Below are 24804 nucleotides of genomic sequence, written 5' to 3'. Positions count from 1 at the left end.
TTCCTTTTTAGTGAGCAGTGGCATTCAAGCTGCGGATAAAAGCCCGCCAGCCGCCAAATTCGGTGATGTTGCGAGCCCCGGCCAGAGCACCCGGCTCGCAGATAAACCCTTTGACCCGACGGCCATCGGCCAACAGCACGGTTCCCAGCCCCAGCGGCGTCGGGATCCCGGCTAGAAAATCGGCCCACTGACTCTTGGGCAGCGCCCAGAGCTCCAGCTCGATGGCGGCAGTGGCTGTTTCGGCCTCAGTAGCCGCGACCAGCGCCGGTTTGGACGGCACACTCCCGGCCAGGGCGTAGAGTTGGTAATGGCTGGCACTGCGGGTACGCTCCAGCAGATAGGCGCCGCGGCTGGTCAATTCATGATTGAGCGGCATGCCGGACAGATGGGCCCCCACCACGGCAATCGGATAAAAGTCGGCGCCGCATGCTGCCGGTTGGCGGTCATCCACTGACGGTAAAGCCCGAGCAGTCGCCCCCAATGGCAGCTGTAACTGCTGCAGCCAACGCTGACCGAACTCGGCCATGGCGGACTCCTGCCAAGCTGGAGCAATCAGGGTGATGCCGGCCGGCAAGCCATCGGCTCGAAACCCGGCTGGTAGCGCCAGGGCGCTGCAATCGGCCAGATTGACGAAATTGGTATAGGCCCCCAGCCAGGAGTTGACCGTCACCGGGGCCTCGGCCACCTGAGCCTGAGTTGGCAACAACGGCGCCGTCGGAACCAGCAAGGCATCAAACTCGTTGAAGACGTTCAAGATCTGGCGCTGTAGCGCCATGCGCTGATATTCAGCCCGATGCGCCGCGGTGGCGCTTTGTCCTTGGGCTTGGGCGACGATAGAGGCTACCGTCGGGTCCATCTGATCCGCCTGCTCGGCCATGAAGGATTCCAGCACCACATGACGCTCCGCCACCCAGGGCCCCTCATAGAGCAAGCGCGCCAGAGCATACATGGGGGAAAAGTCGATGGGAGTCAGCTCGGCGCCCTGAGCCCGCAGCGCTGCACAGGCCTGCTCGAAGGCAGTCGCCTGCTGCTCATCACCGTGCCACTCCATGACGCTTGGCATGGCTAACCGGGGACGGGCCCCCCAGCTGGGGCGCAGCGGCGTTACGGGTTGTGGACGGGAATAAATATCGGTGGCATCGAAGGCACTCATCTGCGCCGCCAGCAACTGGGCATCCGCCACGGTCAGTGCAAAGATGGAGACACAATCCAGTGAGCGGCAGGCGGGCAAGACTCCTGTGGTGCTAAACGCGCCGCGCGTCGGTTTCCACCCCACCAGATTATTAAATCCCGCTGGCACGCGACCGGAGCCTGCGGTATCGGTGCCCAAGGCAAAGGGCACCAGGCCGCGCGCGACCACAGAGGCGGAGCCCGAGCTGGAGCCGCCGCTGATATAGGCACTATCGAAGGTATTGGCGACGGCACCATAGGGAGAGCGAGTGCCGACCAGGCCGGTGGCAAACTGATCCAGATTGGTTTTACCGATGACTATGGCCCCGGCGGCCTTCAGGCGTGCCACCACAGTGGCATCCTGAGTGGGGTGATAGGCAAAGGCCGGACAGGCGGCGGTAGTGGTCAATCCTGCGACATCGATGTTGTCTTTGACCGCGAACGGGATGCCGTACAGAGGTAACCGGGAGAAATCCTGTTGCACCGCCGCCAGACGTTGCGCTAGATCGCTCACTTGCAGCTCCAGCTGCTCAGCGGTGATAAAGCTGATCCAGGCGTTATCCTCAGCCGAGAGGCTCGCCACCAAGGGGGCCAGCAGATCCATGACCTGAACGCCTTCTTGGCGGTAAGCCTGTTGCCACTCGTGAATCGTCCATCCCGTTGTTCTCATCCCTGCACCCACTTAGCATTCCAACTTGTATACAAGCAGGTATTACAAGTCGCATGCCAAAAGATGACTCAAGAGTTAACTGATTTTTATATTGTTTAAATTCAATTGGTTATGTTTCACTGCCAAGCAATTGTTAGTCATATTCCCCGCAATAGGCGAGTAATTCCTTTGCACTGAACTGCGGCACAGTGAAAGCATCTGGTGCGCGATAATAGGGAGGCAAGTGGCTCTGCACCTAAATGGCACATCCATCAGGCACGATGGCAGAAACAAAAAAGCCGACGCAGTGGTCGGCTTGAAATTTCATTTTTTAGAACCAGATTGGTCGTCGCAACTTAGAAGCCCAAGGGCCAGGTGACGATATGATCTTCCCACTCACCGGCAAAGCGCTCGTGGATCACCTTATTGCGAATGGAATGGCCAGCCGCATGCATAGCGGATCGGCTGCCAGTCAGCAGTGGATGCCAAACCGGTAACGGATCGCCCTCTGCTAACAGCCGGTAGGCACAGGTGGTCGGTAACCAGTGAAATTCGGCAATCTTGTCGATGGTCAATTGCAGACAATCCGGCATCTTCTTGAAGCGATTGGGGTAGTCCCCGCATTGGCAGGTTTTAAGATTCAGCAGGTCACAGGCGACGTTGGTGAAGATCAGCTCACCGCTATCGGCATCTTCGAGTTTGACCAGGCAGCATTTGCCGCAACCATCGCACAGGGATTCCCACTCGCTCTGGCTCATCTGCTCCAGGCTCTTCTCTTCCCAGAATCGACTGTTTTGCATTGCTTGCGTCATCATTTACTCACAATCCGATCGGCCAAATAGCCCACAGCCACCACAAAATAGTTAGAGCGGTTCCAGCCCATCAGCGCCTTGTAGTTGTCATAAGCCAGGTAAGCTCTGCCCTCTTTATCATCCGGCATCACGAGCGATGCTTGCTGGGCAACAGCAGGTAAGGATGAGCCGTCCAGATTGACCACCCCCAAGGCGCGCCACTCACTGACTGGCTTACTGACCGTCAAGCCAACCAGAGCCGGATCCAGGGTTTGCGGGGCGCGCACGCGGCGAGCCCAAGTTTCTTCCCCTTTCCAGCCATGCTGCTGCAGATAGTAAGCGGCAGAGGCGAACACATCAGCCTGGCTATGCCAGAGATCTTTTCGACCGTCACCATCCTGATCCACGGCGTAGGCGAGGAATGAGCTGGGCATAAATTGTACCTGCCCCATGGCCCCAGCCCAGGAGCCTTTGAGGGTATCTGGTGTAGCATGTCCCTGCTCGATGATGCGCAGGGCTGCAAACAGCTCTTTTTTGAAGAAGGCCTCACGCCGCCCTTCATAGGCCAGGGTGCTGAGCGCCGAGATCAGTGAATACTTGCCGGTCAGCTTGCCAAAATTGGTTTCGATGCCCCAAAGTGCGACGATAAAACGCGGTTGCACGCCGTATTGCTCGCCGATCTGCTGCAACAAGGCATAATGCTTGCGGTATAGCTGCTGCGCCTGACGCACCTTCCAATCCGGAACAGCCTTGGGGAGATACGTGTCCAGAGTCAGTTTGAATTCCGGCTGATTGCGGTCATTCTTCACAGCGCGTTCGATAAAGCGCACATCGACAAAAGACGCGTCTACGGTTGTAGCCGAGATACCTTGCATTCTGGCCTCCTGTTTCAAATTCTGCACATAGTCAGAAAATGAAACTGTAGGAGAAGCCTCCAGGGGTGCGGCTAAGAGCAAACCCGCCACAAGTAATAGTTTTTTCATCAAACCTTATCCAGTCCTAACTGTTGGCGGTGCTGTTTGAGCAAGTCCGGCTCTGGTGGGGGTAATTGCAAGAAGTAACCTTGCATGGCCAGTGCTTCAAGTAAGCGTTCGGGCTCGACAAATGCGAGTGGACGAGTCTGTTTGAGTGAAAGCAGCATGACAAATTGCGGCTTGCCGAAAATCGTCAGCAAGGAGTCAGGGATGCGTGAAAAATCATCGCGACGCTCCACAAAGAGATAGGTCGCGTCTTTTTTGGGACTTTTATATACGGCACAGATCATGGATCGCGTTAAAATTCACGGGGTTTATTGCCTGAAATGGTGGCTGACTATACCATGTGGAACTCAATAACTATAAGGGTTTTCCTCGTCAACGGAGTGCTGTAAATGGCCGATACCGGCATTGAACTCAAGGGTAGTACTTTCACCCTGTCTGTCTTGCATTTGACAGATACAGATCCACAGCAAATCAAGGAATTGTTGGAAACCAAGGTGGCGCAAGCGCCCCAGTTTTTCAACTTCGCCCCGCTGGTGGTGAACGTCGAACGTCTGGAAAACACTCCTGATTTTGAAGCCTTGAAAGAGACCATCGAACGGGAAGATTTCGTTCTGGTTGGTGTCAGTGGCGCTCGCGATGAAGCCACAAAAGTCGCCGCTAAAGCCGCGGGGCTTGCCGTGATGACCGCAGGTAAAGTGGTGGCACCATCTGTCGCACCGGAACCTGTTGTTACGGTTGAAAAAAGTGATGAACCAACGCTGGTTCCAACCCGGGTGCATCATGGTAATGTCCGCTCTGGACAACAAATTTACGCTGCGGGTGGCTCTTTGGTCATCATCGGCACCGTAGGTAATGGCGCAGAAGTCATTGCCGACGACAGTATCCATATTTACGGTTCACTGCGAGGTCGTGCTCTGGCTGGCGCCCGAGGCAATACCCAAGCTCGCATTTACTGCCAGGAGCTGGATCCCGAATTGGTATCCATCGCTGGCACCTACCAGCTTAGTGACGCGCTTCCTGCGGAGATGACGGGACAAAACGTTCATATCCGTTTGGAGCAAGATAAGCTTATCTTCGAAAAATTGCAGTCTTAACGGTTTACAAGGAAAGCACCCATGGCTCGTATTATCGTCGTAACTTCGGGAAAAGGCGGCGTTGGTAAGACCACCAGTAGTGCTGCCATCAGCACTGGGTTGGCGCAGCGCGGATACAAAACGGTGGTCATTGACTTCGATGTCGGCTTACGGAATTTGGACCTCATCATGGGGTGCGAACGCCGTGTCGTCTATGACTTTGTCAATGTCATCAATGATGAAGCAAATCTGAATCAGGCGTTGATCAAAGATAAGCGCGTGGAAAATCTATTCATTCTTCCCGCCTCGCAGACTCGCGACAAGGAAGCTCTGAATCGCGAAGGCGTCGAGCGAGTGATTGGCAAGCTCAAGGAGATGGGCTTTGATTATATCCTCTGCGACTCCCCAGCTGGTATCGAAACCGGCGCCTTGATGGCACTCTATTTTGCAGATGAAGCGATCGTCACCACTAACCCGGAAGTTTCATCCGTGCGTGATTCAGACCGGATCCTGGGGATCCTGGCCTCTAAATCTCGCCGTGCTGAACTGGGTTTGGAGCCCATCAAAGAGCACTTGTTGCTGACCCGTTACTCGCCTAATCGAGTCAATCGGGGCGACATGTTGAGCGTGGAAGATGTGCAAGAAATTCTGGCCATTCCGCTGCTCGGAGTGATCCCCGAATCCCCTTCCGTCCTGCGAGCTTCTAACGCAGGTGAGCCGGTTATTCTGGACGCTGAGTCCGATGCTGGTCAGGCCTATGACGACGCAGTTGCCCGTCTTCTCGGTGAGAAGCGTGATTTTCGCTTCCTGGTCGAGGAGAAGAAAGGCTTCTTGTCTCGCTTGTTTGGGAGCTAAGCCATGTCATTACTCGATTTTTTCCTGCGTCCGCGCAAAGAAAACACGGCCCGGGTAGCCAAAGAGCGCCTGCAGATCATTGTCGCCCATGAGCGCAGTACTCGGGGTGGCCCCGATTACCTACCCCAGCTGAAGCAGGATCTGCTGGATGTAATCCGCAAGTATGTGGAAATCAGCCCGGATCAAGTCAGTGTCCAACTGGACAAGAAAGATGACTTGTCCGTTCTGGAGCTCAACATCATGTTGGGTGGTGAACGTAAACCCGGTGACGACAGCGACGATTGATTCGTTGAGCAAACCATATAAAAAGCGCGGAATACCGCGCTTTTTTATTGTGATGCTTGGTAGGAAGGCTATTGGCTCAAATCACCCAGCAACTCTTTGCGCCAACCGGTCAGCAAACGCGGCATTTTGCCATCCTGCTTCTGCTCGTCGGCACATTTCCAAAGCCAGCTCAGATATTGGTGGATAGTCTTTTTCGAGGCTAACAACTCAACCGGTAAGTGCTGCGCATTAGCCACAGCTTCCACTTTAGCCCGCAAGCGCTTGAGTTCGGATTTATAGTGCGGGAAATCGACCAATCGTTGTAGCCGCTGGGGCCAGCTCTGGGGATCACTATTTTGTGCCTCCTCAATCAGGCGTAATAGTGTCTTGCCATGATTACGGATCTCCGGTTGCAACAGACCTAGTTGCTCCAGATCCCGTAATGTCTTCGGCATACGTTCGGCACATTTGAACAGGTGCAACTCTTTGACCACAAAGTTTAACGCCAGGTCCCGCCGTTTGGCCTCACTCTCGCGCCACATCGCCAACCGTTGCAATACCGCCAATTCCTGACGACCCAACTGCCAGGCATTGCCAATGTCCTTATACGTTTGCTCACCCAGCTCCTGAGGGCGTTTACGCTCCACCAGCGCGGCACACTCCTCTTCGAACCAAGCCATACGCCCTTCCTGCCGTAAACGCTCCAGCAGTTTTTCATAGATAGGAAGCAGGTAGAACACATCGGCTGCCGCATAGTCCAGCTGCTTGTCTGTCAGGGGCCGCGCCAACCAGTTGGTCCTAGCCTGATCTTTATCCAGCGTTACCTGTAACAACTCCTGGGTCATGGCATTAAAGCCGATTGACAACCCGGAGCCGGTAAACGCCGCCGCCAACTGGGTATCATGGGTATGAAACGGCATGGCACCCGCTTCATGATGGATCAGCTCCAGATCTTCACTGGCCGCATGGAGCACAGTGATTTGCTCGGGCCGTTGCAACACGCGCCATAAGGGCGATAGATCGGAGATCGCCACCGGATCGATCAGCGCCAATTGTTGACCATCAAATAACTGGACCAAACCCAGCTGGGGATAGTAAGTGCGGGTACGAACGAATTCAGTATCAATCGCCAGCGGCGCGGCGCCTAATTCGGCGCAGAAGGCGGCGAGCGCCTCGGCGTGAATAATAGTTTGGTAGTGCATGGTCAATCCATGTGACTTGAAGCAACGAGCGGTGGTCGCAATACCGTCTCAAGGGGCCGGCGGTTTGACACTTTCATCGCGTAAGACACGACGCAATATCTTGCCGACATTCGATTTAGGCAATTCAGCGCGGAATTCTACCAGCTTCGGCACCTTGTACGCAGTCAAATGTTTACGGCAGTGAGCAATCAGGGTTGCCTCATTCAACGAGGCATCACGCTTGACCACATAAATCTTCACCATCTCGCCAGTTTGTGAGCTAGGTACGCCAACCGCAGCCACCTCCAACACCTTGGGATGCATGGCGACTACATCCTCGACTTCATTCGGGTACACATTGAAACCGGAGACCAGGATCATATCTTTCTTACGATCAACGATACGGATGAATCCCTGCTCCTGCCACACCACCACATCCCCGGTACTCAACCAGCCATCTTTCATGACTTCCGCCGTAGCCTCCGGCCGTTGCCAGTACCCCTTCATGACCTGCGGGCCGCGGATCTGCAATTCACCGGATTGTTCCAGCGCCAGTATCTCCCGCCCCTCATCATCAACGATCCGCGCCTCGGTGGAACAAACCGGCAGACCAATCGAACCGTTGTACCCTTCCAGATCATAGGGACAGACCGAAACCAGGGGCGAGCATTCGGTCAGACCATAACCCTCGAGCAGCTTGGTGCCTGTGGTGGCTTGCCAACGCTCGGCGACCACATGCTGCACCGACATACCCCCGCCAATCACCAAGCGCAAATTGGGCATCGGCTGTTGACAAAATGTCTCATTATTCAACAGCGCATTGAATAATGTATTCACCCCTATGATGCAGGTCGGCTGATATTGTTTCAGTTCACTGACAAAACCGGGAATATCCCGCGGATTGGTGATCAGCAGGTTGCAGCCGCCCAAGCGCATGAACAACAGGCCATTCACCGTCAACGCAAAGACGTGATACAGCGGCAGGGCCGTGACCACCAACTCCTGTCCTTGATGCAATACCGGGCCATACACCCCCAGGCACTGCTCGACATTGGCCAGCATATTACGGTGGGTCAGCATGGCGCCCTTGGCCACCCCGGTTGTACCACCTGTGTATTGCAAGAAGGCAATATCCCCGGACTGGATCCGCGGTTTGATGTATTGCAGATGCTGTCCTTTATTCAAGGTACTTCGAAAAGAGATGGCATTGGGCAAGTGATACTTGGGAACAAGCTTCTTGATGTATTTGACGACGAAATTCACCAGTGTGCCCTTGGCAAACCCGAGATGATCGCCCATGCGAGTCAGGATCACATGCTGCACGCCCGTCTTGAACACCACCTGCTCCAGGGTGTTGGCAAAATTCGATACGATCACGATGGCCTTGGCACCGGAATCTTTCAGCTGATGCTCCAACTCCCGGGGGGTGTACAGAGGATTCACGTTCACCACTATGAGACCGGCACGCAAAACCCCGAACAAGGCTATTGGATACTGCAACAGATTGGGCATCATCAGGGCAACCCGATCCCCTTTCTGCAATTTCAACTCGTGCTGTAGATAAGCGGCAAAGGCTCTGGATTGCTGCTCCAGGCCACGGTACGTCAGAGTCTGCCCCATATTGATATAGGCCGGCAGATCGCCATATTGTGCGGCAGACGCCTCGAACATCTCCACCAATGAGGGATAGATGTCAGGATTGATCTCGGCCGGAACTCCTGCGGGATAACGCTTCAGCCAAAACTTTTCCACGATATACTCCTGCTCTTCTTCATCGCCCAAAGGTGAATTAAACACATGTTTAACTCCTGCACTAAGGCTAGTTGTTAATCAGCTGTTAACAAGCAACGCGAGCGAAAATCTCGCGTCGCAAAAAGCGGGAATTTTACTGGGATCTGCCGGCTGGTCGATAAAATTCCGCAGAATTTCCCCAACTTTGCCGCACAAATCCACACTTGCATGGAATTTCGCCAGTCAGAGGGACTTTTAGCAGACCGGCTGAAAATGCTGCTGCAGCCGAGTAACCGTTTGCTGGATCAGCGGGGTTATATCGTGCAGTAACGGTGCTGCCATCTCGACGTGTGCGAGCCGACAAGCCGACTCCAACGCAGAAGCGGCATGGAACAAGGCCATAGCCCCCAAGGCACCGGCGCTACTCTTGATGGCATGTGCTGGCGCGACCGCCGCCTGCAGATCCATGGTGTCAAGCGCGGAGTCAAGCGCCTTGCCATGCTCTCCGACCTCTTGAATAAATAACTCCACCACCTGCAGGAGCACTTGCGGCGTAGTTTCCTGCTGCAAGCCCTCAAGAATGCTGAGCTCCAGGATTGGAGAGGTAATCCAGGTCGCTGGCGGCTCGGGTGCAGGATGACCCGTGAGTGGAGTCGGCCCTAACCACCGGCTGACCACATCCTGCAGTCGTTCCCGTTGCAGCGGCTTGCTCAGGTAATCATTCATTCCCGCCGCCAGGCAGCTGGCTCTGTCTTGCGCAAGGGCATGAGCGGTCATCGCCACAATAGGCAGTTGCACATAGTCTGCCCCCAGCTGGCGGATCCGCCGAGTGGCCTCCATGCCATCCATTCCCGGCATAGAAATGTCCATCAGAACCAGATCGAACACTTGACCTTGTACCGCGGCAATCGCCTGGGCCCCGCTCTCGGCAACGGTCACCTGGCAGCCCAGCTTTTCTAGCAACGCACAAGCCACCATTTGATTGGTAGGACTGTCCTCCACCAGGAGAATATTGCCGCCTGGCGTGGGCAGAGGTAGTGGATGAGGGGCTGTCAGGGTGCGGGTGGTCAACACCGGAAGCACAAACCAAAAACGGCTTCCCTCCCCCAGGCGGGAACTCATCCCTAAGGTGCCCTTCATGCCATCTACTAGTCGAGCCACGATCGCAAGGCCAAGACCCGTCCCACCAAAGCGGCGGTTTAGACCAGAATCCAGCTGATGAAACTCCTGAAACAAACCCGCCTGGTGCTCTTCGGCGATACCAATCCCGCTATCTTCCACCATGAAACGCAACTGCTGCGCCCCGGGAGCCAGAGGCTCTGGAGTCACAGCAACGCGAATGAATCCGTGGTCGGTGAATTTGAGGGCATTCGATAATAGATTGTGCAGGATCTGCCGCAGACGGGAAGGATCAGCCTCTATCACGTCCGGTAACTGTGGATCCAGTTTAAATTCGAAGCTCAATCCCTTCTCGGTTGCCTGTTTACCATATAGATCCCGCACCCCGTCCAGGAGTGAGCCCAAGTGAAAGGGCTCGGGGGTGAATTCCAGCTTCCCGGCCTCTATTTTTGAAAAATCCAACACATCATTGACCAGTTGCAGCAGCGCCTGTCCTCCCGAACAGATGCCGTTGAGTAGACGATGTTGCTGATCACTGAGCTGAGTTTCGGCCAGAAGTTCAGAGAGATTGAGTACCGCATTGAGAGGGGTCCGGATCTCGTGGCTCATAGTGGCCAGAAAATAACTTTTCGCCTTATTCGCCGATTCGGCCTCGTCTCGCGCCTTGGCCATGGCTTGTTTGGCAATCCGGAGCGAGTCATATTGCTCGCAGGCCTGGATGGCGAAAGCCAGCTTGTCCACCAAAGGGCCAACCTCCATATACAGCGGATAGGCAAACGCATTGCTACGCCCTAACAGCAGAATGCCGGTTTCTTTGAGGCGCCAAGCATAGTAAAGATGCTGTTCGGCTTGCTCCATAAGCGGGATGGCAAACGCCTGATCCGAGGTATGCAAGTCGATGGCCTTGGCCATGGCCTGATGCAAACCACGGTTGCGCATGGCCGCATGGGGCAATATGCATTTGGGGGTGAAGAAACCACATTCCCCATCCTGCAAGAGGACAGCCGCCGTACAACAACCCAATCCCCGGACGAAGATAGGTAAACACTCCCGCAGCATGTCACCCAAATCAAGGCTGATGCCAATCGACATCGCGATCTCGTGCAGAACTTCCTGTTCGATCAGACTGGTATTGGCCATGTTCAGAGTAACCCCACAACCGATGTCTTGTTAAACAACTCCAGATAATCCTGCCCGCTGTTGGCGATCTCCCCCAAGGTTAGCGCCCCCATCATCGGCAACCCACTCTGACGTACCGCCGCCATTTCGTGTGAAAAATCGGTTCCTAAAAACAGGGAGCGAGAGACACAGTTAACAAATAGCATGGCTCCGGGACTGGACTGGCCAAATGATGTCGATGCCAGCTCACTGGCTTGGCGTGCAGCCTGGATCAGCTCTGCGGCTTTACCATGCATCACATGAACATAGGCGCCTCGCCGCACCTCGCCGACACATAACAAGCTGCCGTCGAGACACTGCACTGGATCCCGAATCACCATCTCCTGACCCAATTTGGCAATACCAAACGGGTAGGCTTTGGCCAGATCACGAAAATCGGCTTCTGCGAACGAGACTCCAGCATGGGATTCAACCACCTGCCGATACACCTCGAACGCCGGTATCCAATCCAGAGAGATAATCCGATTACCATCGGCTTCGGTGACCTTGAAAGCCCCGGAGATCGGTTGCCAGCCATGAGCCACGCCAACACCGCTATGACAACGCGCCAGTGCGAGAACGGCCGCGTTCTGCAACACACCCAACGGGGTTATGACACAAGGAACAGACTCGAAAGATGCGGTTCCACATCCACCGCCAATGTAATTGAGCTCCAATCCATATTGATTGAACAGGGCTGCAATCAGTTTGTTGATCTCACCGGAACAACCGTCAACGAAGGTAAACAGCGTTTCGCGCGCGCCATCATCCAGCGCTAGAGCCTCCTGCAAGGAGGCTTCCAGGCTCTCCTGATGCAAATCCTCAAGAACCGCCCAACGAACCTCACAGCTCAGACCCAGCATCACGGCTCCGGTGCCATACTGCTCGCCTTCCCACATCACAGATGGAAAAATGCCCCCAAAAATCGGCTTGTTGGCATGCGTGAGCAACGGCTCCAGAGACGAAGCAGGGAATGTATTCCCGGAAGCGACCATGAGCAAAATACCATTCACATCAGATCTGGCCAGCAGGCTGCGAAGATGGTGCTCTATGTCGGCTAAAGAATCTTCGGCTACAAACGCGATCTGCATAACCACTCCTTGCTCTGACTCATTCATAGCCTCAGACCATCCCCATGTGGACTAACTCATGCCCATGTTATTGTTTCACCCATAGTCGACAATCCCGCCACTAAACCTTGTCATTTTTCAAACAGGATCACATCTGGCCGCAGGATTTGATGAGAACACCCCAATCTGCGATTCGCGATCTGTCACTGCAATTTGCAATTTGCAGCGGCGTCCACTCCGCCACTCTTGCATCAGAAATATCTATCAATATGAAATATAACCATTAATTTCACGGCCACATCTTGGCATCATTCCTGCTTAATCCTGTATACCCGGCTTCATCACTAGCGGGATTGGGGGCACATATGAAACAAAAACGAGATCTGATTATTATCGCTACCGATTGGCTCAGTTGCCCAGCTTCCAGCCGGGAGCTGTTTTTACGCCTGGCCAAGAGTCGCAAGGTGTTATGGGTTGCTACCCGTGCCGGTTCCGAGACTGCCCCATCCCCCATCTACCATCTGAATCTTCGCTCGCCATTCGGCAGCGACATCTCTTGGTTGCAGGGGCTGCGTCAATTCTGGCTGGCAAAGCAAATTCGCGATACCCAGCACTACCTGAACATGCATGCCCCCGTGTTGGTATTTTTAAATCCGGACGCCAACCGTCTGGCAGAAAATTTAGGAATTCAATCGATCGTCTATTATCGGGATGAATACTCGCTCCCCCGGCCAGATGACGATTCGGCGCAGTGGCTTGAAACGCAACTGATCGCCAAAGCCAGTCTGCTGATTGCCCCCTCCCGGCAACAGGCGGCCAAGTTACCCGCCTACAAGACGGTGTTGCTGCATCATGAAAACAAGACCTCCTGGCAATCTCGTCCTCGTGACCTGCCCAAGGGGCGCCCCATCATCGGTTTTCATGGTCCCTTGTCGGAACAACTGGACTGGGAATTACTGGAAAGCGCAGCTAAACGCCGTCCCGACTGGTATTGGGTCTTGATCGGCCCCCGTCAGAGTCCGCATCTGGATCGCCTGTTGCAGCAACGTAACGTGTTCTGGCTCGGAGAAAAGAGTGTCGAACAGTTACCGGCTTATCTGCAACATTGGCAAGTCACCCTGATGCCTTACCACAACACGGCAGAAATCTGCCAATGTCCTCCCCTGCAACTGGAGTGGGCCTTGCGCAGTGATAATCCTTTGGTCGTGACGGCTCATTTTAAGGGACTTCCGTGTTTCAAGCCCTTGCTCAGCCGGATCGATACCATGCATGAGCTGTGCGAACTACTCCCCATAGTCGGAGGGCCACCCCCACATCCTTCACATAACCCGGTGACACCGCCTCGTGGCTCGGGCCTGGAACAAAGGATTAACTCACCCTCCGGATCCAGCTCGAAACACTGGGACGCGGATGAGTTGGGCCTGCTCCTCGATAGCATGCAATGACAAGAGCAGATTACTCCCATCCGGTTAATGCTCCCCGGACTCCCATGCCAGTCGCTTGCGATAGATGGTCGAGGGGCTCAACTCCAGCAGGCTGGCAGCCTGAGGAATGTTACCCCCGCATTGGTTAATCGCATGTTCGATCGTCTCTTTTTCCACCAACCACATGGGCCGGATCGGTGAGTCTGCAACGGGTAAATCAGCGGGAGCTTCCCGAGTGAAACGCTCAGCGGGGATCCATTGATTCAAGGGCGGCGGTAACATGCCCGGTTGCACCACATCCCCTTCATGCAACACGACAACATTGCGGATGACATTCTGCAACTGACGGACATTACCCGGCCACGTATAGCCGAGCAGTATGGATTCAGCTTCATGACTGAAGCCGGTGAAGTGCTTGCCCTCTTCGGCAGAAAACTGGCGGAGAAACTGCCGGGCAATCTGTAACACATCCTCACCCCGCTCCCGCAGCGGTGGTAGCACCACCGGGATCACGTGCAAACGATAGTAGAGATCCTCACGAAAACGTCCGGCTTGCACCTCGACCAGGGGATCCCGATTGGTCGCACACACAAAGCGCACATTCACCGTATCCAGCTTGCTACCACCGACCCGCTGATAACTCCCGGTCTGGATAAACCGCAGCAGCTTGCTTTGCAGATCCAGCTCCATCTCGCAAATTTCATCCAAGAAAAGGGTTCCACCGTCCGCGCGCGCCGCGGCCCCCAGCCGATCGGCGAGCGCACCGGTAAATGCCCCTTTCACATGACCGAAGATTTCGCTTTCAATCAAGTCCCGCGGAATAGCCGCGCAATTGAGCACCACCAATGGTTGATCTCGCCGCGGACTGAGCTTATGTAGGGTTTCGGCACACACCTCTTTACCGGTACCACTTTCCCCGGTGATGAAGACAGTAGCCTTACTCGGGGCCGCGCTTTCCAACATATGGTAGACCCCCTGCATAGCCAGGGAGCCACCAATGAAGCCACCGAACTCATTCCGGTCATAGTTGGCGCGATAGGTCTCGACCAGATAGGTGAGTTGCTGGTGGCGGGCCGCGTTACGCGCCGTGGTGCACAATCGCTTGCCATCAAATGGCTTGGTGAGAAAATCAAAGGCGCCCTGACGCATGGCATCGACCGCTATATCTACCGAGCCATGGGCTGTCACCATCACCACGGTACAGGGAATATGTCGTTCATTGATAAAACGCAGTATCTCCATCCCCGAGATATCCGGCAGTTCCAAATCCAGCAGCACAACCTGGGGCAACTGTTTTTCCAGTTGCTCGAGAACCGGTAATCCCCGGGCAAAATGCACCACGTCAAACGGCTCGCTACGCAGATAATCCTGATACAGCAAGGCTAGGGTCAGGCTGTCTTCAACCAAAAAAATCAGGGGACGAGAAGAAGTCATGACGATGCTCCGGTCAACAGGTTGCTCTATTGGGTCTAACAGAGAGCTGGAGCAACAACAAGCAAGAGCAGCGTCTTATTCTGCTTGTGTTAATGGGATCATAGTTGGCCGAGGCCTCACCAACCGTTGTTTCATGCGGCCAGTGGCAAGCTGTAGCGATTGGTACCCACCACGCGTTGATAGCGTAGTGCCGGAAGAGTGGCCCTCAACAACGCCAGGCCATAGCCCGAGACCCGCAACCTCGCCCCCTGATGCCAGGTTCGGTAGGCCAGATGAGCGTGCCTGATGGGATCAAAGGCGCCACCGTCATCCTCCAACTGCAACCAGATGACCTTGTGTTGCCGGCACAGGACGAGATGTATTCGATGGGCTGATGGCTTGGCATGGCGCACCACGTTGGTCATCAGCTCGCTGATGCCCAGCAGTAACTGTTGTTGGCAGTCAGGCGCCATGCCCAGAGTCACCAGCATAGCCGCCAACTCCTGGCGCAAAAAACGGATCCCCTGAAGCGTCGCGCAACCATGGCATTGCCAGATGAGCCGAGCGCCAGGATACACACTCATACGGTACCATCCGTTATCCCCTGCTGATAATCGGTCACCGAGCCATAGCAAGGCACACTGCGATCGATATGCAGCAGTCGCAGCAGCTCTCTGGGTTGACCGGGTCTACACACCAGATGCAGATAACAACCGGCGTTGAGCAATCGTTTGTAGAGAAACACCAAGGCTCCGATGCCGGATGAATCAATGAAGTGCACTTGGCTCATATCGACCAGCACCTCCTCCGCGCATCCCGGCATACGTTCCAGGATCGGCGTTAACTCTTCACAGGCCAGAGCATCAAAGTCCCCTTCCAGAGTCAGGACTTGAGTCGACTCCAAAAAGGACAGCTGGTTTTTCATGATGAACCTCCACGAGTACGCAGACAGTCTGCGCTTTGCTTGCCAACTCCTGAGGCTATCGCAAAGGTCATGCCAGGCCCCAAAGAGCCGTTTCGGGGAAAATTGATCCAAAAAAAGCCTCCGGAGAGGCTTTTTGCTGTGCAAATTGCAACACCAGGACCCTCGGGCTGCATTTTGCAACGTCAGAGCACTATGAGTTATCGACTCCAGTCCCGCGCACTGGCTTCACGCCAGATCACCTCCAAGCCAGCATCGCGGATTGAACTGGCCACTCGCCGGGCGGGACGATCGTCATGAATGGCAAATTGTTCCAATTCTTGTTGAGGGCGGACATACCCCCCGGGTTGGGTACTGGACCCCGCGCTGACGCTGGTGATCCCCAACGGGATCACGCCATCACGAAACTCAGCCGACTCACGGGTTGAGAGCGAGAGCTCCAATTCCGGATCCAGCAACCGCCAGGCGCAGATCAGTTGCACCAGTTGCCGGTCGCTCATCGGATGTCCAGGATTGAAACCGCCGGTACAGGGACGCAACCGCGGAAACGACATCGAGTAGCGACTGGTCCAGTAGCGTTTGCGCAGATACTCAAGATGATGGGCCAGCATCAAGGAGTCGGTACGCCAATCAGCAAGCCCGAGCAGAGCGCCCAGTCCGATCTTGTCGATGCCAGCCGCACCGAGTCGATCCGGAGTCTCCATCCGCCAACGCATGTCCTGCTTCTTGCCTCGCAGGTGGTGTTCGGCGTAGGTGGCTGGATGGTAGGTCTCCTGATACACCATGACTGCATCCAGCCCTAATTCAATCAGCTCGCGATACTCTTCGGTGTCGAGGGGCTGAACTTCCATCATCAGGTAACTGGCATAGGGTTTGACGACCGGCAACATGCGCCGGAAATAGTCCATCCCCCCCTTGGTCTCATGCTCACCGGTGACCAGCAATAGATTCTGATAGCCCATCTGCTGGATCACCGCACATTCGGCACGAACTTCCTCCTCATCCAGGACTTTGCGCTTGAGTTTATTGCTCATGGAAAAACCGCAATAACTGCAGTCATTGGCACATAGATTGGTCAAATAGAGCGGCAAATACATGCTGACACCTTGTCCGAAGCGCTGCCGCGTCAATCGCTCCGCCTCGGCCGCCATCTGCGGCAAAAAAGGCTCGGCCGCGACCGAGATCAGCGCGGCAAAATCCGTCAGATCCCGGCGCTCGCGATGCAAGGCCCGCTCGACATCCGCCGGGGTTGATTCCGTGATGGCCTGTTGCAACCCTGTCCAATCCAGCTGTTGCCAGATATCGTAAAAGCTCATCGCCACTCCTCAGCTTAAGGAAGCCAGAAAACTACTCAATGGGCTGGATGCCTCGGCCACCATGCGCCTCGACGCCAGACCCGCCTCATAGGCCAACCTTCCGGCCTCGACGGCTAGACGAAACGCCTGCGCCATCTGCTGCGGCTGGCTGGCGACGGCAATCGCGGTATTGACCAGGACCGCATCCGCCCCCAGCTCCATGGCCTCGGCCGCATGGGAAGGAGCCCCAATGCCGGCATCAACCACCACAGGAACGCCAGATTGCTCGATGATGATTTTCAGCATCTCCCGGGTGCTGAGCCCCTGGTTTGAGCCAATCGCTGCCCCGAGTGGCATCACAACCGCACACCCCACCGCCTCCAGATGCTTGCACAACACGGGATCCGCGCTGCAGTAAGGCAACACCACAAAGCCATCGGCCACCAGTTGCTCGGCCGCTTGCAGAGTGGCAAGGGGATCGGGCATCAGGTAGCGCGCATCGGGATGGATCTCCAGCTTCACCCAATTCGTTCCGAGGGCCTCACGGGCCAGATGAGCAGCATAGACAGCCTCTTTTGCCGTTCTGGCCCCGGAGGTGTTCGGCAGCAGATGTACCCCCAATTGCGTCAAGGGCGCCAGGATCTGCTCGTCCTGTCTCTCCAGTTGAACCCGGCGCAAGGCCATGGTCACCAGCTCGGAGCCGGATGCCGCAATCGCGCTCGACATCATCTGTGCCGAGGCAAACTTACCCGTCCCGGTGAAGAGCCGGGAGCCGAATCGCCGACCGGCAATGATCAGCGGTGTCGTCCTCGATTGGTCAGCCATGGTTAGCCTCCTGCGATCGCTTGGAATAGTTCAATCTCATCCTCTGGCGCAACAAGCCGTTGTGCCCAGGTTGAACGCGGTACCACCTGTTGCCCGATGGCAACAGCCACACCGGCACGAATTGACGCGGTGCAACTGCCAGCGTCCGCTTCCGGCATGTGGCCGATATAGCCCTCCTGCCGCAGTAACGTCTCCAGCGTCAGTTCCGGTTGCCAAACCCGAGGCTGGCCATTTAATACAAAGTTCATCGGCGGTGCTCCATCGATTCTGTGGCTATCGGCATTACATGGTTCTTTGCGGTGGGGGGATTCGGTGGGCGACAGACGGGGCAGCAGGGATCGGCCCGCAAGGCGACGCGCTGCCAACGGCCACTGAGGACATCAACCTGCTGCAGGTGCCCGACTGCCGGGCTCGGCAGGCCAAGCAGGAATTTCATCGCCTCCAATGCTTGCAGTGCGCCGACCATCCCGGCAAGCGGCCCGATAATTCCGGCACTCTGACAGTTCAAGGCTGGTTCCTCCTGCAATGGATACAGACAGTGGTAACAACCAGGATCATGCTCGTTTTCCGAGATGGCGTTCGGGCGATAATCGAACAACAGCAAGGAGCCTTGCCAACCTGAGACGGCGGCACTGAGCAGCGGGATCTGCAACTCGACACAGCCGCGATTAAGCAGTTGACGTGTGGTCATGTTGTCGGAGCAGTCCAGTACCAGATCGACGGCTTGACCATCTGGTTGTAACAGCTGGCTTCCATTTGACTCAGTAAGAGCCGCAGCGGCATAACATCTGATATTCGGATTAAGCTGCGCCAGACGCTTGCGGGCGGCGTTGCGTTTGGGTTGCTGCAGATCGGCAGATGTGTACAGGATCTGACGCTGCAAATTGCTTGTCGCCACCACATCGTCATCGCTCAGCCAGAGCTGGCCAACACCGCTTGCGGCCAAATAGAGGGCCGCCGGTGAGCCCAGCCCCCCCAAGCCGATGATCAGCACCCGGGCTTGCCCCAGGCGTTGTTGCCCGGGCTCGCCAATTTCTGGCAGCAACATCTGCCGGCCGTAGCGACGCCAACTCATCTCATCCTTTGCCGCAGAAGCCCCTGTCGTTGACAAGCGTTCCATTTGCGAGTGATCAGTCATGGCAAGCCTCCACGGATCTAGGGCTCTGCTCTTGCTGCAGGCGCTGGTCAGGATAGCTGGCTTGCGCAGCAGCTAGGCTCGCCATCGGTGTGGCGACGACATAGGACACAACTGCATCAGACAGCGCGGCATCCGGCGACAGGGCATCCCCTGTCCCCACCAGTGCCAGCAAGGCGCGAGTCACCCCATGCGGATCGACGGCCTCGGTGATCGCCGTGACCAAGGCCACCGAGCCAACACCTGTCGCGAGCACTACCGGGACCCGGGCTTGGCTAATACCGCCAATCGCCACCGTAGGAACATCCGACAACAGCTCCGCGTAGCGGCTGAGCCGCAGCAGCCCCTGGGGTGCCGAGGGCATCTGCTTAGTGGTCGTGGGGAAAATATGGCCTAGCGCGATGTAGGAAGGGCGCAGAGCCAGGGCACAGGCGAGTTCATGGTAGCCATGGGTTGAGAGCCCCAGCCGTAGTCCGGCACGCTGAATAGCCGCCAGGTCGGCCTGTAGCAGATCCTCCTGCCCCAGATGCACGCCATAGGCACCATGCCGAATGGCCAGTTGCCAATAGTCGTTGATAAACACCCGGGCCTGATACTGCTGGCCCAAGGCGATAGCCTCCTGGATCTCCTGCTCCAATCGGGGATGGTACGGATCCTTGATGCGCAGTTGCACGGTACGCACGCCCCAGGCCAGTAATTTTTCGATCCAGACCGCTGAATCCACCACCGGATAGAGCCCTAGCCGGCGCGGACATGGTGCAAATGACTCGGTGGGCAAGCTGGCAGTCGATGCCTCCGTCGCTGCAAAACCGAGCGGCGATACACCGCATAGTCCTAATCTCCGGGACAAGGCACTGCCCGGCAGCACTAACTGCGGAAAATACTCTCGCGTCACAGGCCAGCCGAGATGGGCAATCGGCCCAGGCCCCTGCCCGATACCTTGGGCTGCTGCTAGCCCTTGTTGCACATAGGCGCGGGCCAGGGTAATGGCATCGACTAGCTCATAGTCCTGCGCCACCAGTGCGGCAATCGCTGAGGCGTAACAACAGCCGGTGCCGTGCCCATGCCGGGTGTCCAGTCGTGGCAGCGCCAGCCAGAAGCTCTGCTGCTCATCGCAGAAATAATCCAGACACCAATCCCCTTGCCAGCTGGCGTGCCCCCCTTTGACCAGCACCGCCTTGAGACCGCGGCGACGCAGTTGCTGCGCCGCGTCCACCAACTGCTGGGGCGACGAGATGGCAACGCCGGTCAAGCGCTCTAGCTCGGGCTGGTTGGGGGTGAGCAAATCCAGCTGCGCAAACAGCATATCCACGCTCTGGAGCAAGTCCGGGCTCGCCATGGCCTGACCCACACTGGCGATGGCCACCGGATCATAAACCACGAACGGAGTCTTGCCGGATGCCACGTTCTGGGACGAGGTTGAGTCAACCTTGCTGGCTCGCCAATGCGCCAATCGCTTGGCAAGAACCTCCAAGTGCAGGCGCGAGGGCAACAGCCCAATCTTGATCCCGTCGGCCGGTAGATCGGCCTCCAAGGCATCGAGCTGACTGACAAAGGTTTGCATCAACACGGCGTCGACACCGATCACCCGGGTGGAATTTTGTGCCGTGATGGCCGTAATCACCGAGCAGCCATGTGCCCCCAATTGCTGACAGGTCAGCAGATCGGCCTGGATACCGGCCCCCCCGCCAGAATCCGAGCCCGCAATGCTCCAGACAATCGGCCGCGGGCTCACCGGATAAGTCTCATGTGGCTTGCTCATGCCTGTACCTCAAGTCCGCCTACTGGCTGTGGTTGGTATAGTTCGGCGCCCTGTTCACGAAACCGCGAAGCCTGTTCGGCCATGCCCGCTTGTTGCTGTTGTGCCAATTTGGCGGCTTCCAGATCCCGCACTTCCTGACTGATTTTCATCGAGCAGAATTTGGGACCACACATGGAGCAAAAATGCGCGACCTTACCGGACTCTTGCGGCAAGTCCGCATCGTGATAAGCGCGCGCCGTCTCTGGATCCAGGGCCAGATTAAACTGGTCCTCCCAACGAAACTCGAAACGCGCCTTGGACATGGCATCATCCCGCAGGCGGGCCCCAGGGTGACCCTTGGCCAAGTCGGCGGCATGGGCGGCAATCTTGTAAGCAATCAGACCTTGCTTGACATCCTCCTTGTTCGGCAATCCCAAGTGCTCTTTGGGCGTCACATAGCAGAGCATGGCGCAGCCGAACCAGCCAATCATGGCGGCACCAATGCCGGAGGTGAAATGGTCATACCCAGGCGCTATATCGGTGGTCAGTGGTCCCAGGGTATAAAATGGCGCGCCATGACAATGCTTGAGCTGCTCATCCATGTTCTCCTTGATGAGATGCATGGGCACGTGACCCGGCCCTTCGATCATCACCTGAACGTCATATTCCCAAGCAATTTGGGTCAATTCCCCCAGAGTTCTGAGCTCGGAAAATTGCGCCTCATCGTTGGCATCCGCAATCGAGCCTGGCCGCAAACCATCGCCCAGCGAGAGCGCCACATCGTACTGGGCACAGATGGCGCAGATATCGCGGAAGTGCTGATACAGGAAATTTTCCTGGTGATGGGCCAGACACCATTTGGCAATGATAGAGCCCCCCCGGGAGACGATCCCGGTAACCCGCTTGGCCGTCATCGGCACATAAGCCAGCAGCAGACCGGCGTGGATGGTGAAATAATCCACACCCTGCTCGGCCTGTTCGAGCAGGGTATCCCGCATCACCTCCCAACTGAGGTGTTCAGCGATGCCGTTGACCTTTTCCAGCGCCTGATACATGGGGACTGTGCCTATCGGCACCGGGCTATTGCGCAGTATCCATTCCCGGGTCTGATGGATATGACGCCCAGTCGACAAATCCATCACGGTATCCGCACCCCAGCGGGTGGACCAGACCAGTTTCTCCACCTCTTCCTCAATGGAAGAGCTCACCGCTGAATTACCGATATTGGCGTTAATCTTGACCAGAAAATTGCGGCCAATGATCATGGGCTCGGCCTCAGGATGATTGATGTTAGCCGGAATAATGGCGCGCCCGGCCGCGACCTCGGCACGCACAAATTCGGCGGTGATCCCCTGTTCGCCTGCTGCCAGCTGGCGCTGATTTTCCCGTAGCGCAATAAACTCCATCTCCGGGGTGATGATGCCGGCTCGCGCATAATGTAACTGAGTGACACAAGCCCCCGCCTTGGCCCGGCGCAGGTCAGTTCGCCGTTGCATGACCGGAACCTGAGGCGCCAGGTTGTCTTGTTGTGTCCGGGTGTAATCCGAGGTGGGTTGCGGAATGATCTCGGTATCCTGACGCTCGGCAATCCACGCTGCTCGCAGTGCGGGGAGACCTCGAGTCACATCAATCGGCTGCTCCGGATCACCGTAGGCGCCTGCGGTGTCATAGATCAATACGGGGGCATTGGGCTCATAGCGCGGTGCATCGGATGAGCCGCCCACCAGTGATGGTGCCAGGTGGATGCGTCGCATCGGCACCCGGATATCAGCGCGCGATCCCGGCAGATAGATCCGGTCTGAATTGGGAAATGTCTGCCCTGCCAGCTGGGTAATGTAGTGGTGTGCCTGCTCCCGCCGGACGCGACGTGAAGGCGATGGGGAGCTGGTAGACTCGGAAGATATGGCCGTAGAGATAGAGGTCGACATAGCAAAATTCACCTTATTAAAAAGAGGGCGTGATTTGCTTGTCTGGAGTCGTGTTGGCTGGGAGTAACAATCTGTGATGTGCAGATTTCAACCGCGGTATAGCCGGTTGCGGCAAGGAGTTGCTCTGCTTGCATCCGGACATTCCAGATCACGAGAAGAGGGGAAACTCTGATGCCTTACCCTTGTATCCCTTCGCAGGTTCTAGCCTGATCAGGTTCAACGGATCCCGAATTAACGGTCTCAGCCCAGTGGGGCACTCCGACAAGATGGGCTCGAGTATGCCGTGACTGGATCCACCGACACAAGTCGGATCAGCAATATTTTTCCCGGCGATCGCGCGATCCCTGTCACCGCCCTACCATCACAGCACCATGCATTCCATCGTGGTTTGCCGATCCCCATGCCGATATACTCCCGGATCAATGACCACAGTTCATCCTCAGAGAGCCCTATGAAAGCACCTTCTATCCTGCTGTTATCCTTGTTGGCGAACAGTATCAGCCAGGCCGCAGTCCTGTCAGAAACCAAGCTCCCGGATGGCCGCCAGATCCAGATCCATGATGATTTCACCTGGAGCTATGTCCTCACCGAGGTGTCCGCCAAATCCGCACCGGTAGCCCAGAGCTCTGGCGCAACCAGTACGCCGACTCCATCTGCCGTACTCACCCCGCAAGCCATCGCCGATCCGGCCATGCTCGGCACCATAGCCGCAGATGGTGTCAAATTAACCCTGCAGAGCACGCAAAAAAATGACGATCAGTTGGGACTGAACATTCAAGTCAGCAACCTGGCCACCGGCAGCGTGGTCAAGATCCTGGGGCTGGTCAGCTTCTACTCCCAGCAGGGCCAGTTGTTGGCGCAGCATGAGGTTTCGTTCTGGCAGGCCGAATACCGGCTCCCCGATACCTATCTACGAACCCAGCAGACTCGACCATTTCGCACGCTTTGGCTGCCGGCTCCTGATGGCAACAGAAGCCCTTTAGTTCGGCTGGAAATAATCAGTGTCGAAAGGCGCTCGTGATATAACAGCTGACACCAGAAGATTCACAATCGCATTTATTACGTTAAATGCGCGAGCAACCGCTACCCGGTGACTATTGGAACCGGGTCTAGCGTCATTAGCTGAAAGTTACTATTGCTCTGAACTGATGCAATGTGCGCGCTCGATAGGAGGCAAAACTTCTGCGGCGGGTTGTCCTGAGCGGTAAATCCACTGACTACGCCAAGGAGGAGCCATGAAGCTCTCTGGCCAGTATTCCAGTTGCTTGACGATCTTGCCCTTGTGCACCGTACTGAAAGTGATCGCTCTGGCTTGTTGGACACCATCGGATATAAACACATTCGTGACCACCTGATCGCCCTGCACTAGCAAGTTCTCGATCTTGAATTGCCAAGGACCAAACGATGGATAGTGAATATTGATCATCGCGTAGTTCCACGCCCCCTGGACAACTTCTCCAGATTGAGGCCATGTGCATTCGAAGTTATCGCCCAGCCATTCAGTAGCACCAAAAAAATCGTTTAAATCCATCCGCTGCCAAAATGCCAGCACCACCTCTTTGGCATCCATATTCACCTCCACTCTATCACCAGACAGAACATTGACTGAATATATACGTTCTGAGTCCTTAGATTGTTCTAAGCTTTCACTCGAAAGTCAATGTAACCCCCGAGAACTGGCAATATCTGACAGGTTCCACCCAGTCGGCTGCAAGCTCTGGCAGTCGACGGCGTAAAAATCCTATTTTTCTTGTAAATTCAATCACAAAAAAAGAGCGCCGAGGCGCTCAGAATCACATTCGAATAAAAGCCTAGTTTGCGCGGAATTGATTACAAACCGGGTCATAGTGATAGCCGATTTCTCCCATGCGCTGCGCTAGTTGCTGGCGATCGAAATTGAACATGGCCAGCAGTTCATCCAGACTATCGCATTCCAGACGCAGTTTTTCATTGATAATTCCGAGCAGTATGGTGGCGTCCATTCGTAAATAGGCACTTAAATCCATGATGAATCCCCCTCATTCGATCAACACCTAGGTCTAACTATAGGCTGATTGCGTGTCGCTGCGACTAGTACGGA

Annotated in this window: 24 protein-coding genes and 1 riboswitch; of the genes, 5 read left to right on the top strand and 19 right to left on the bottom strand. The window is 55.9% G+C overall.

All coding sequences use genetic code 11. From position 1 onward, the window contains the following. Positions 1–7: 7 nt before the first annotated feature. From atzF to ACZYUB_RS04510, 4 genes are all read right to left on the bottom strand, one after another. Positions 8–1840, bottom strand: coding sequence for an allophanate hydrolase (gene atzF / locus ACZYUB_RS04525; RefSeq protein WP_463945894.1), 1833 nt, complete (start codon positions 1838–1840; stop codon positions 8–10). A 335-nt stretch (positions 1841–2175) separates the two neighbouring features. Beyond that, positions 2176–2619, bottom strand: a complete 444-nt coding sequence (locus ACZYUB_RS04520; protein WP_463945930.1) for a YcgN family cysteine cluster protein — start codon at positions 2617–2619, stop codon at positions 2176–2178. Positions 2620–2630: 11 nt separating this feature from the next. Beyond that, a complete protein-coding gene (locus ACZYUB_RS04515) occupies positions 2631–3593 on the bottom strand; it encodes a lytic murein transglycosylase (protein ID WP_463945893.1) in 963 nt (320 codons plus the stop codon). Then, on the bottom strand, positions 3593–3874 hold the full coding sequence (locus ACZYUB_RS04510) for a YcgL domain-containing protein (RefSeq protein ID WP_463945891.1): 282 nt from the start codon (positions 3872–3874) through the stop codon (positions 3593–3595). Before ACZYUB_RS04510 ends, ACZYUB_RS04515 begins: the two co-directional genes overlap by 1 nt. Positions 3875–3979: 105 nt before the next feature. Here ACZYUB_RS04510 and minC point away from each other — a divergent pair, with 105 nt between their 5' ends. Genes minC through minE form a run of 3 tightly spaced genes read left to right on the top strand, consistent with a single transcriptional unit; the run spans position 3980 to position 5803 of the window. Further along, entirely contained in the window at positions 3980–4684 is a 705-nt protein-coding gene (minC, locus tag ACZYUB_RS04505; RefSeq protein WP_463945890.1) for a septum site-determining protein MinC, read from the top strand. 21 nt (positions 4685–4705) lie between these two features. Then, positions 4706–5518 (top strand): septum site-determining protein MinD, encoded by an 813-nt coding sequence (gene minD / locus ACZYUB_RS04500; RefSeq protein WP_463945888.1) that lies wholly within the window; start codon positions 4706–4708, stop codon positions 5516–5518. A gap of 3 nt (positions 5519–5521) precedes the next feature. Beyond that, positions 5522–5803 (top strand): cell division topological specificity factor MinE, encoded by a 282-nt coding sequence (gene minE, locus ACZYUB_RS04495; RefSeq protein WP_463945886.1) that lies wholly within the window; start codon positions 5522–5524, stop codon positions 5801–5803. 68 nt (positions 5804–5871) lie between these two features. Here the strand turns inward: minE and rnd are convergent, their stop codons facing one another. From rnd to ACZYUB_RS04475, 4 genes are all read right to left on the bottom strand, one after another. After that, positions 5872–6984, bottom strand: a complete 1113-nt coding sequence (gene rnd, locus ACZYUB_RS04490; RefSeq protein WP_463945884.1) for a ribonuclease D — start codon at positions 6982–6984, stop codon at positions 5872–5874. A gap of 48 nt (positions 6985–7032) precedes the next feature. Next, complete coding sequence (gene fadD, locus ACZYUB_RS04485; protein WP_463945882.1) at positions 7033–8760, bottom strand: long-chain-fatty-acid--CoA ligase FadD; 1728 nt, start codon at positions 8758–8760, stop codon at positions 7033–7035. Positions 8761–8949: 189 nt separating this feature from the next. Further along, positions 8950–10953 (bottom strand): response regulator, encoded by a 2004-nt coding sequence (locus ACZYUB_RS04480; RefSeq protein ID WP_463945880.1) that lies wholly within the window; start codon positions 10951–10953, stop codon positions 8950–8952. A 2-nt stretch (positions 10954–10955) separates the two neighbouring features. Next, positions 10956–12062 (bottom strand): FIST signal transduction protein, encoded by a 1107-nt coding sequence (locus ACZYUB_RS04475; RefSeq protein ID WP_463945879.1) that lies wholly within the window; start codon positions 12060–12062, stop codon positions 10956–10958. 344 nt (positions 12063–12406) lie between these two features. Here ACZYUB_RS04475 and ACZYUB_RS04470 point away from each other — a divergent pair, with 344 nt between their 5' ends. After that, complete coding sequence (locus tag ACZYUB_RS04470; protein ID WP_463945878.1) at positions 12407–13486, top strand: glycosyltransferase family protein; 1080 nt, start codon at positions 12407–12409, stop codon at positions 13484–13486. 24 nt (positions 13487–13510) lie between these two features. Here ACZYUB_RS04470 and ACZYUB_RS04465 read toward each other — a convergent pair whose 3' ends face one another. The 9 genes from ACZYUB_RS04465 to thiC all read right to left on the bottom strand — a co-directional run bounded on the left by ACZYUB_RS04465 (position 13511) and on the right by thiC (position 22724). Further along, complete coding sequence (locus tag ACZYUB_RS04465; protein WP_463945877.1) at positions 13511–14899, bottom strand: sigma-54-dependent transcriptional regulator; 1389 nt, start codon at positions 14897–14899, stop codon at positions 13511–13513. 131 nt (positions 14900–15030) lie between these two features. Further along, positions 15031–15462, bottom strand: a complete 432-nt coding sequence (locus ACZYUB_RS04460; RefSeq protein ID WP_463945876.1) for an ATP-binding protein — start codon at positions 15460–15462, stop codon at positions 15031–15033. After that, positions 15459–15803, bottom strand: a complete 345-nt coding sequence (locus ACZYUB_RS04455) for an STAS domain-containing protein (protein WP_463945875.1) — start codon at positions 15801–15803, stop codon at positions 15459–15461. Before ACZYUB_RS04455 ends, ACZYUB_RS04460 begins: the two co-directional genes overlap by 4 nt. 197 nt (positions 15804–16000) lie before the next feature. Then, positions 16001–17116 (bottom strand): 2-iminoacetate synthase ThiH, encoded by a 1116-nt coding sequence (gene thiH / locus ACZYUB_RS04450; protein WP_463945874.1) that lies wholly within the window; start codon positions 17114–17116, stop codon positions 16001–16003. Positions 17117–17125: 9 nt separating this feature from the next. After that, positions 17126–17920: a thiazole synthase gene (locus ACZYUB_RS04445; RefSeq protein ID WP_463945873.1), complete on the bottom strand. Its 795-nt coding sequence runs from the start codon at positions 17918–17920 to the stop codon at positions 17126–17128. A gap of 2 nt (positions 17921–17922) precedes the next feature. Next, positions 17923–18168 carry a sulfur carrier protein ThiS gene (thiS, locus tag ACZYUB_RS04440; protein WP_463945872.1) on the bottom strand — a complete coding sequence of 82 codons (246 nt, stop codon included), beginning with the start codon at positions 18166–18168 and terminating at the stop codon, positions 17923–17925. After that, positions 18165–19058: a HesA/MoeB/ThiF family protein gene (locus ACZYUB_RS04435; RefSeq protein ID WP_463945871.1), complete on the bottom strand. Its 894-nt coding sequence runs from the start codon at positions 19056–19058 to the stop codon at positions 18165–18167. Before ACZYUB_RS04435 ends, thiS begins: the two co-directional genes overlap by 4 nt. Continuing rightward, entirely contained in the window at positions 19051–20817 is a 1767-nt protein-coding gene (gene thiE / locus ACZYUB_RS04430) for a thiamine phosphate synthase (RefSeq protein WP_463945870.1), read from the bottom strand. The genes ACZYUB_RS04435 and thiE overlap by 8 nt, the downstream gene beginning before the upstream one ends. Then, a complete protein-coding gene (gene thiC, locus ACZYUB_RS04425) occupies positions 20814–22724 on the bottom strand; it encodes a phosphomethylpyrimidine synthase ThiC (RefSeq protein ID WP_463945869.1) in 1911 nt (636 codons plus the stop codon). Before thiC ends, thiE begins: the two co-directional genes overlap by 4 nt. Positions 22725–22893: 169 nt before the next feature. Further along, positions 22894–22995, bottom strand: a riboswitch (TPP riboswitch). A gap of 180 nt (positions 22996–23175) precedes the next feature. Here thiC and ACZYUB_RS04420 point away from each other — a divergent pair. Then, positions 23176–23745 (top strand): DUF3157 family protein, encoded by a 570-nt coding sequence (locus ACZYUB_RS04420; protein ID WP_463945868.1) that lies wholly within the window; start codon positions 23176–23178, stop codon positions 23743–23745. Between the two features lie 111 nt (positions 23746–23856). Here the strand turns inward: ACZYUB_RS04420 and ACZYUB_RS04415 are convergent, their stop codons facing one another. Both ACZYUB_RS04415 and ACZYUB_RS04410 read right to left on the bottom strand, forming a co-directional pair. Continuing rightward, the gene (locus ACZYUB_RS04415; RefSeq protein ID WP_463945867.1) at positions 23857–24294 is read right to left on the bottom strand and encodes a nuclear transport factor 2-like protein; all 438 of its coding nucleotides are present in this window, start codon (positions 24292–24294) and stop codon (positions 23857–23859) included. 241 nt (positions 24295–24535) lie between these two features. Beyond that, positions 24536–24730, bottom strand: coding sequence for a DUF4250 domain-containing protein (locus ACZYUB_RS04410; RefSeq protein WP_460884830.1), 195 nt, complete (start codon positions 24728–24730; stop codon positions 24536–24538). Positions 24731–24804: the final 74 nt, after the last annotated feature.

This window comes from Pseudaeromonas sp. HNCC25DJ182 (assembly GCF_055413365.1).
This window is presented reverse-complemented; position numbering and strand designations above follow the sequence as displayed.

What these genes read in the sequence shown, in the direction of transcription:
- atzF (WP_463945894.1), bottom strand. Translation starts at nt 1,840, where the DNA reads ATGAGAACAACGGGATGGACGATTCACGAGTGGCAACAGGCTTACCGC.
- ACZYUB_RS04520 (WP_463945930.1), bottom strand. Translation starts at nt 2,619, where the DNA reads ATGCAAAACAGTCGATTCTGGGAAGAGAAGAGCCTGGAGCAGATGAGC.
- ACZYUB_RS04515 (WP_463945893.1), bottom strand. Translation starts at nt 3,593, where the DNA reads ATGAAAAAACTATTACTTGTGGCGGGTTTGCTCTTAGCCGCACCCCTG.
- ACZYUB_RS04510 (WP_463945891.1), bottom strand. Translation starts at nt 3,874, where the DNA reads ATGATCTGTGCCGTATATAAAAGTCCCAAAAAAGACGCGACCTATCTC.
- minC (WP_463945890.1), top strand. Translation starts at nt 3,980, where the DNA reads ATGGCCGATACCGGCATTGAACTCAAGGGTAGTACTTTCACCCTGTCT.
- minD (WP_463945888.1), top strand. Translation starts at nt 4,706, where the DNA reads ATGGCTCGTATTATCGTCGTAACTTCGGGAAAAGGCGGCGTTGGTAAG.
- minE (WP_463945886.1), top strand. Translation starts at nt 5,522, where the DNA reads ATGTCATTACTCGATTTTTTCCTGCGTCCGCGCAAAGAAAACACGGCC.
- rnd (WP_463945884.1), bottom strand. Translation starts at nt 6,984, where the DNA reads ATGCACTACCAAACTATTATTCACGCCGAGGCGCTCGCCGCCTTCTGC.
- ACZYUB_RS04480 (WP_463945880.1), bottom strand. Translation starts at nt 10,953, where the DNA reads ATGGCCAATACCAGTCTGATCGAACAGGAAGTTCTGCACGAGATCGCG.
- ACZYUB_RS04475 (WP_463945879.1), bottom strand. Translation starts at nt 12,062, where the DNA reads ATGCAGATCGCGTTTGTAGCCGAAGATTCTTTAGCCGACATAGAGCAC.
- ACZYUB_RS04470 (WP_463945878.1), top strand. Translation starts at nt 12,407, where the DNA reads ATGAAACAAAAACGAGATCTGATTATTATCGCTACCGATTGGCTCAGT.
- ACZYUB_RS04465 (WP_463945877.1), bottom strand. Translation starts at nt 14,899, where the DNA reads ATGACTTCTTCTCGTCCCCTGATTTTTTTGGTTGAAGACAGCCTGACC.
- ACZYUB_RS04460 (WP_463945876.1), bottom strand. Translation starts at nt 15,462, where the DNA reads ATGAGTGTGTATCCTGGCGCTCGGCTCATCTGGCAATGCCATGGTTGC.
- ACZYUB_RS04455 (WP_463945875.1), bottom strand. Translation starts at nt 15,803, where the DNA reads ATGAAAAACCAGCTGTCCTTTTTGGAGTCGACTCAAGTCCTGACTCTG.
- thiH (WP_463945874.1), bottom strand. Translation starts at nt 17,116, where the DNA reads ATGAGCTTTTACGATATCTGGCAACAGCTGGATTGGACAGGGTTGCAA.
- ACZYUB_RS04445 (WP_463945873.1), bottom strand. Translation starts at nt 17,920, where the DNA reads ATGGCTGACCAATCGAGGACGACACCGCTGATCATTGCCGGTCGGCGA.
- thiS (WP_463945872.1), bottom strand. Translation starts at nt 18,168, where the DNA reads ATGAACTTTGTATTAAATGGCCAGCCTCGGGTTTGGCAACCGGAACTG.
- ACZYUB_RS04435 (WP_463945871.1), bottom strand. Translation starts at nt 19,058, where the DNA reads ATGACTGATCACTCGCAAATGGAACGCTTGTCAACGACAGGGGCTTCT.
- thiE (WP_463945870.1), bottom strand. Translation starts at nt 20,817, where the DNA reads ATGAGCAAGCCACATGAGACTTATCCGGTGAGCCCGCGGCCGATTGTC.
- thiC (WP_463945869.1), bottom strand. Translation starts at nt 22,724, where the DNA reads ATGTCGACCTCTATCTCTACGGCCATATCTTCCGAGTCTACCAGCTCC.
- ACZYUB_RS04420 (WP_463945868.1), top strand. Translation starts at nt 23,176, where the DNA reads ATGAAAGCACCTTCTATCCTGCTGTTATCCTTGTTGGCGAACAGTATC.
- ACZYUB_RS04415 (WP_463945867.1), bottom strand. Translation starts at nt 24,294, where the DNA reads ATGGATGCCAAAGAGGTGGTGCTGGCATTTTGGCAGCGGATGGATTTA.
- ACZYUB_RS04410 (WP_460884830.1), bottom strand. Translation starts at nt 24,730, where the DNA reads ATGGATTTAAGTGCCTATTTACGAATGGACGCCACCATACTGCTCGGA.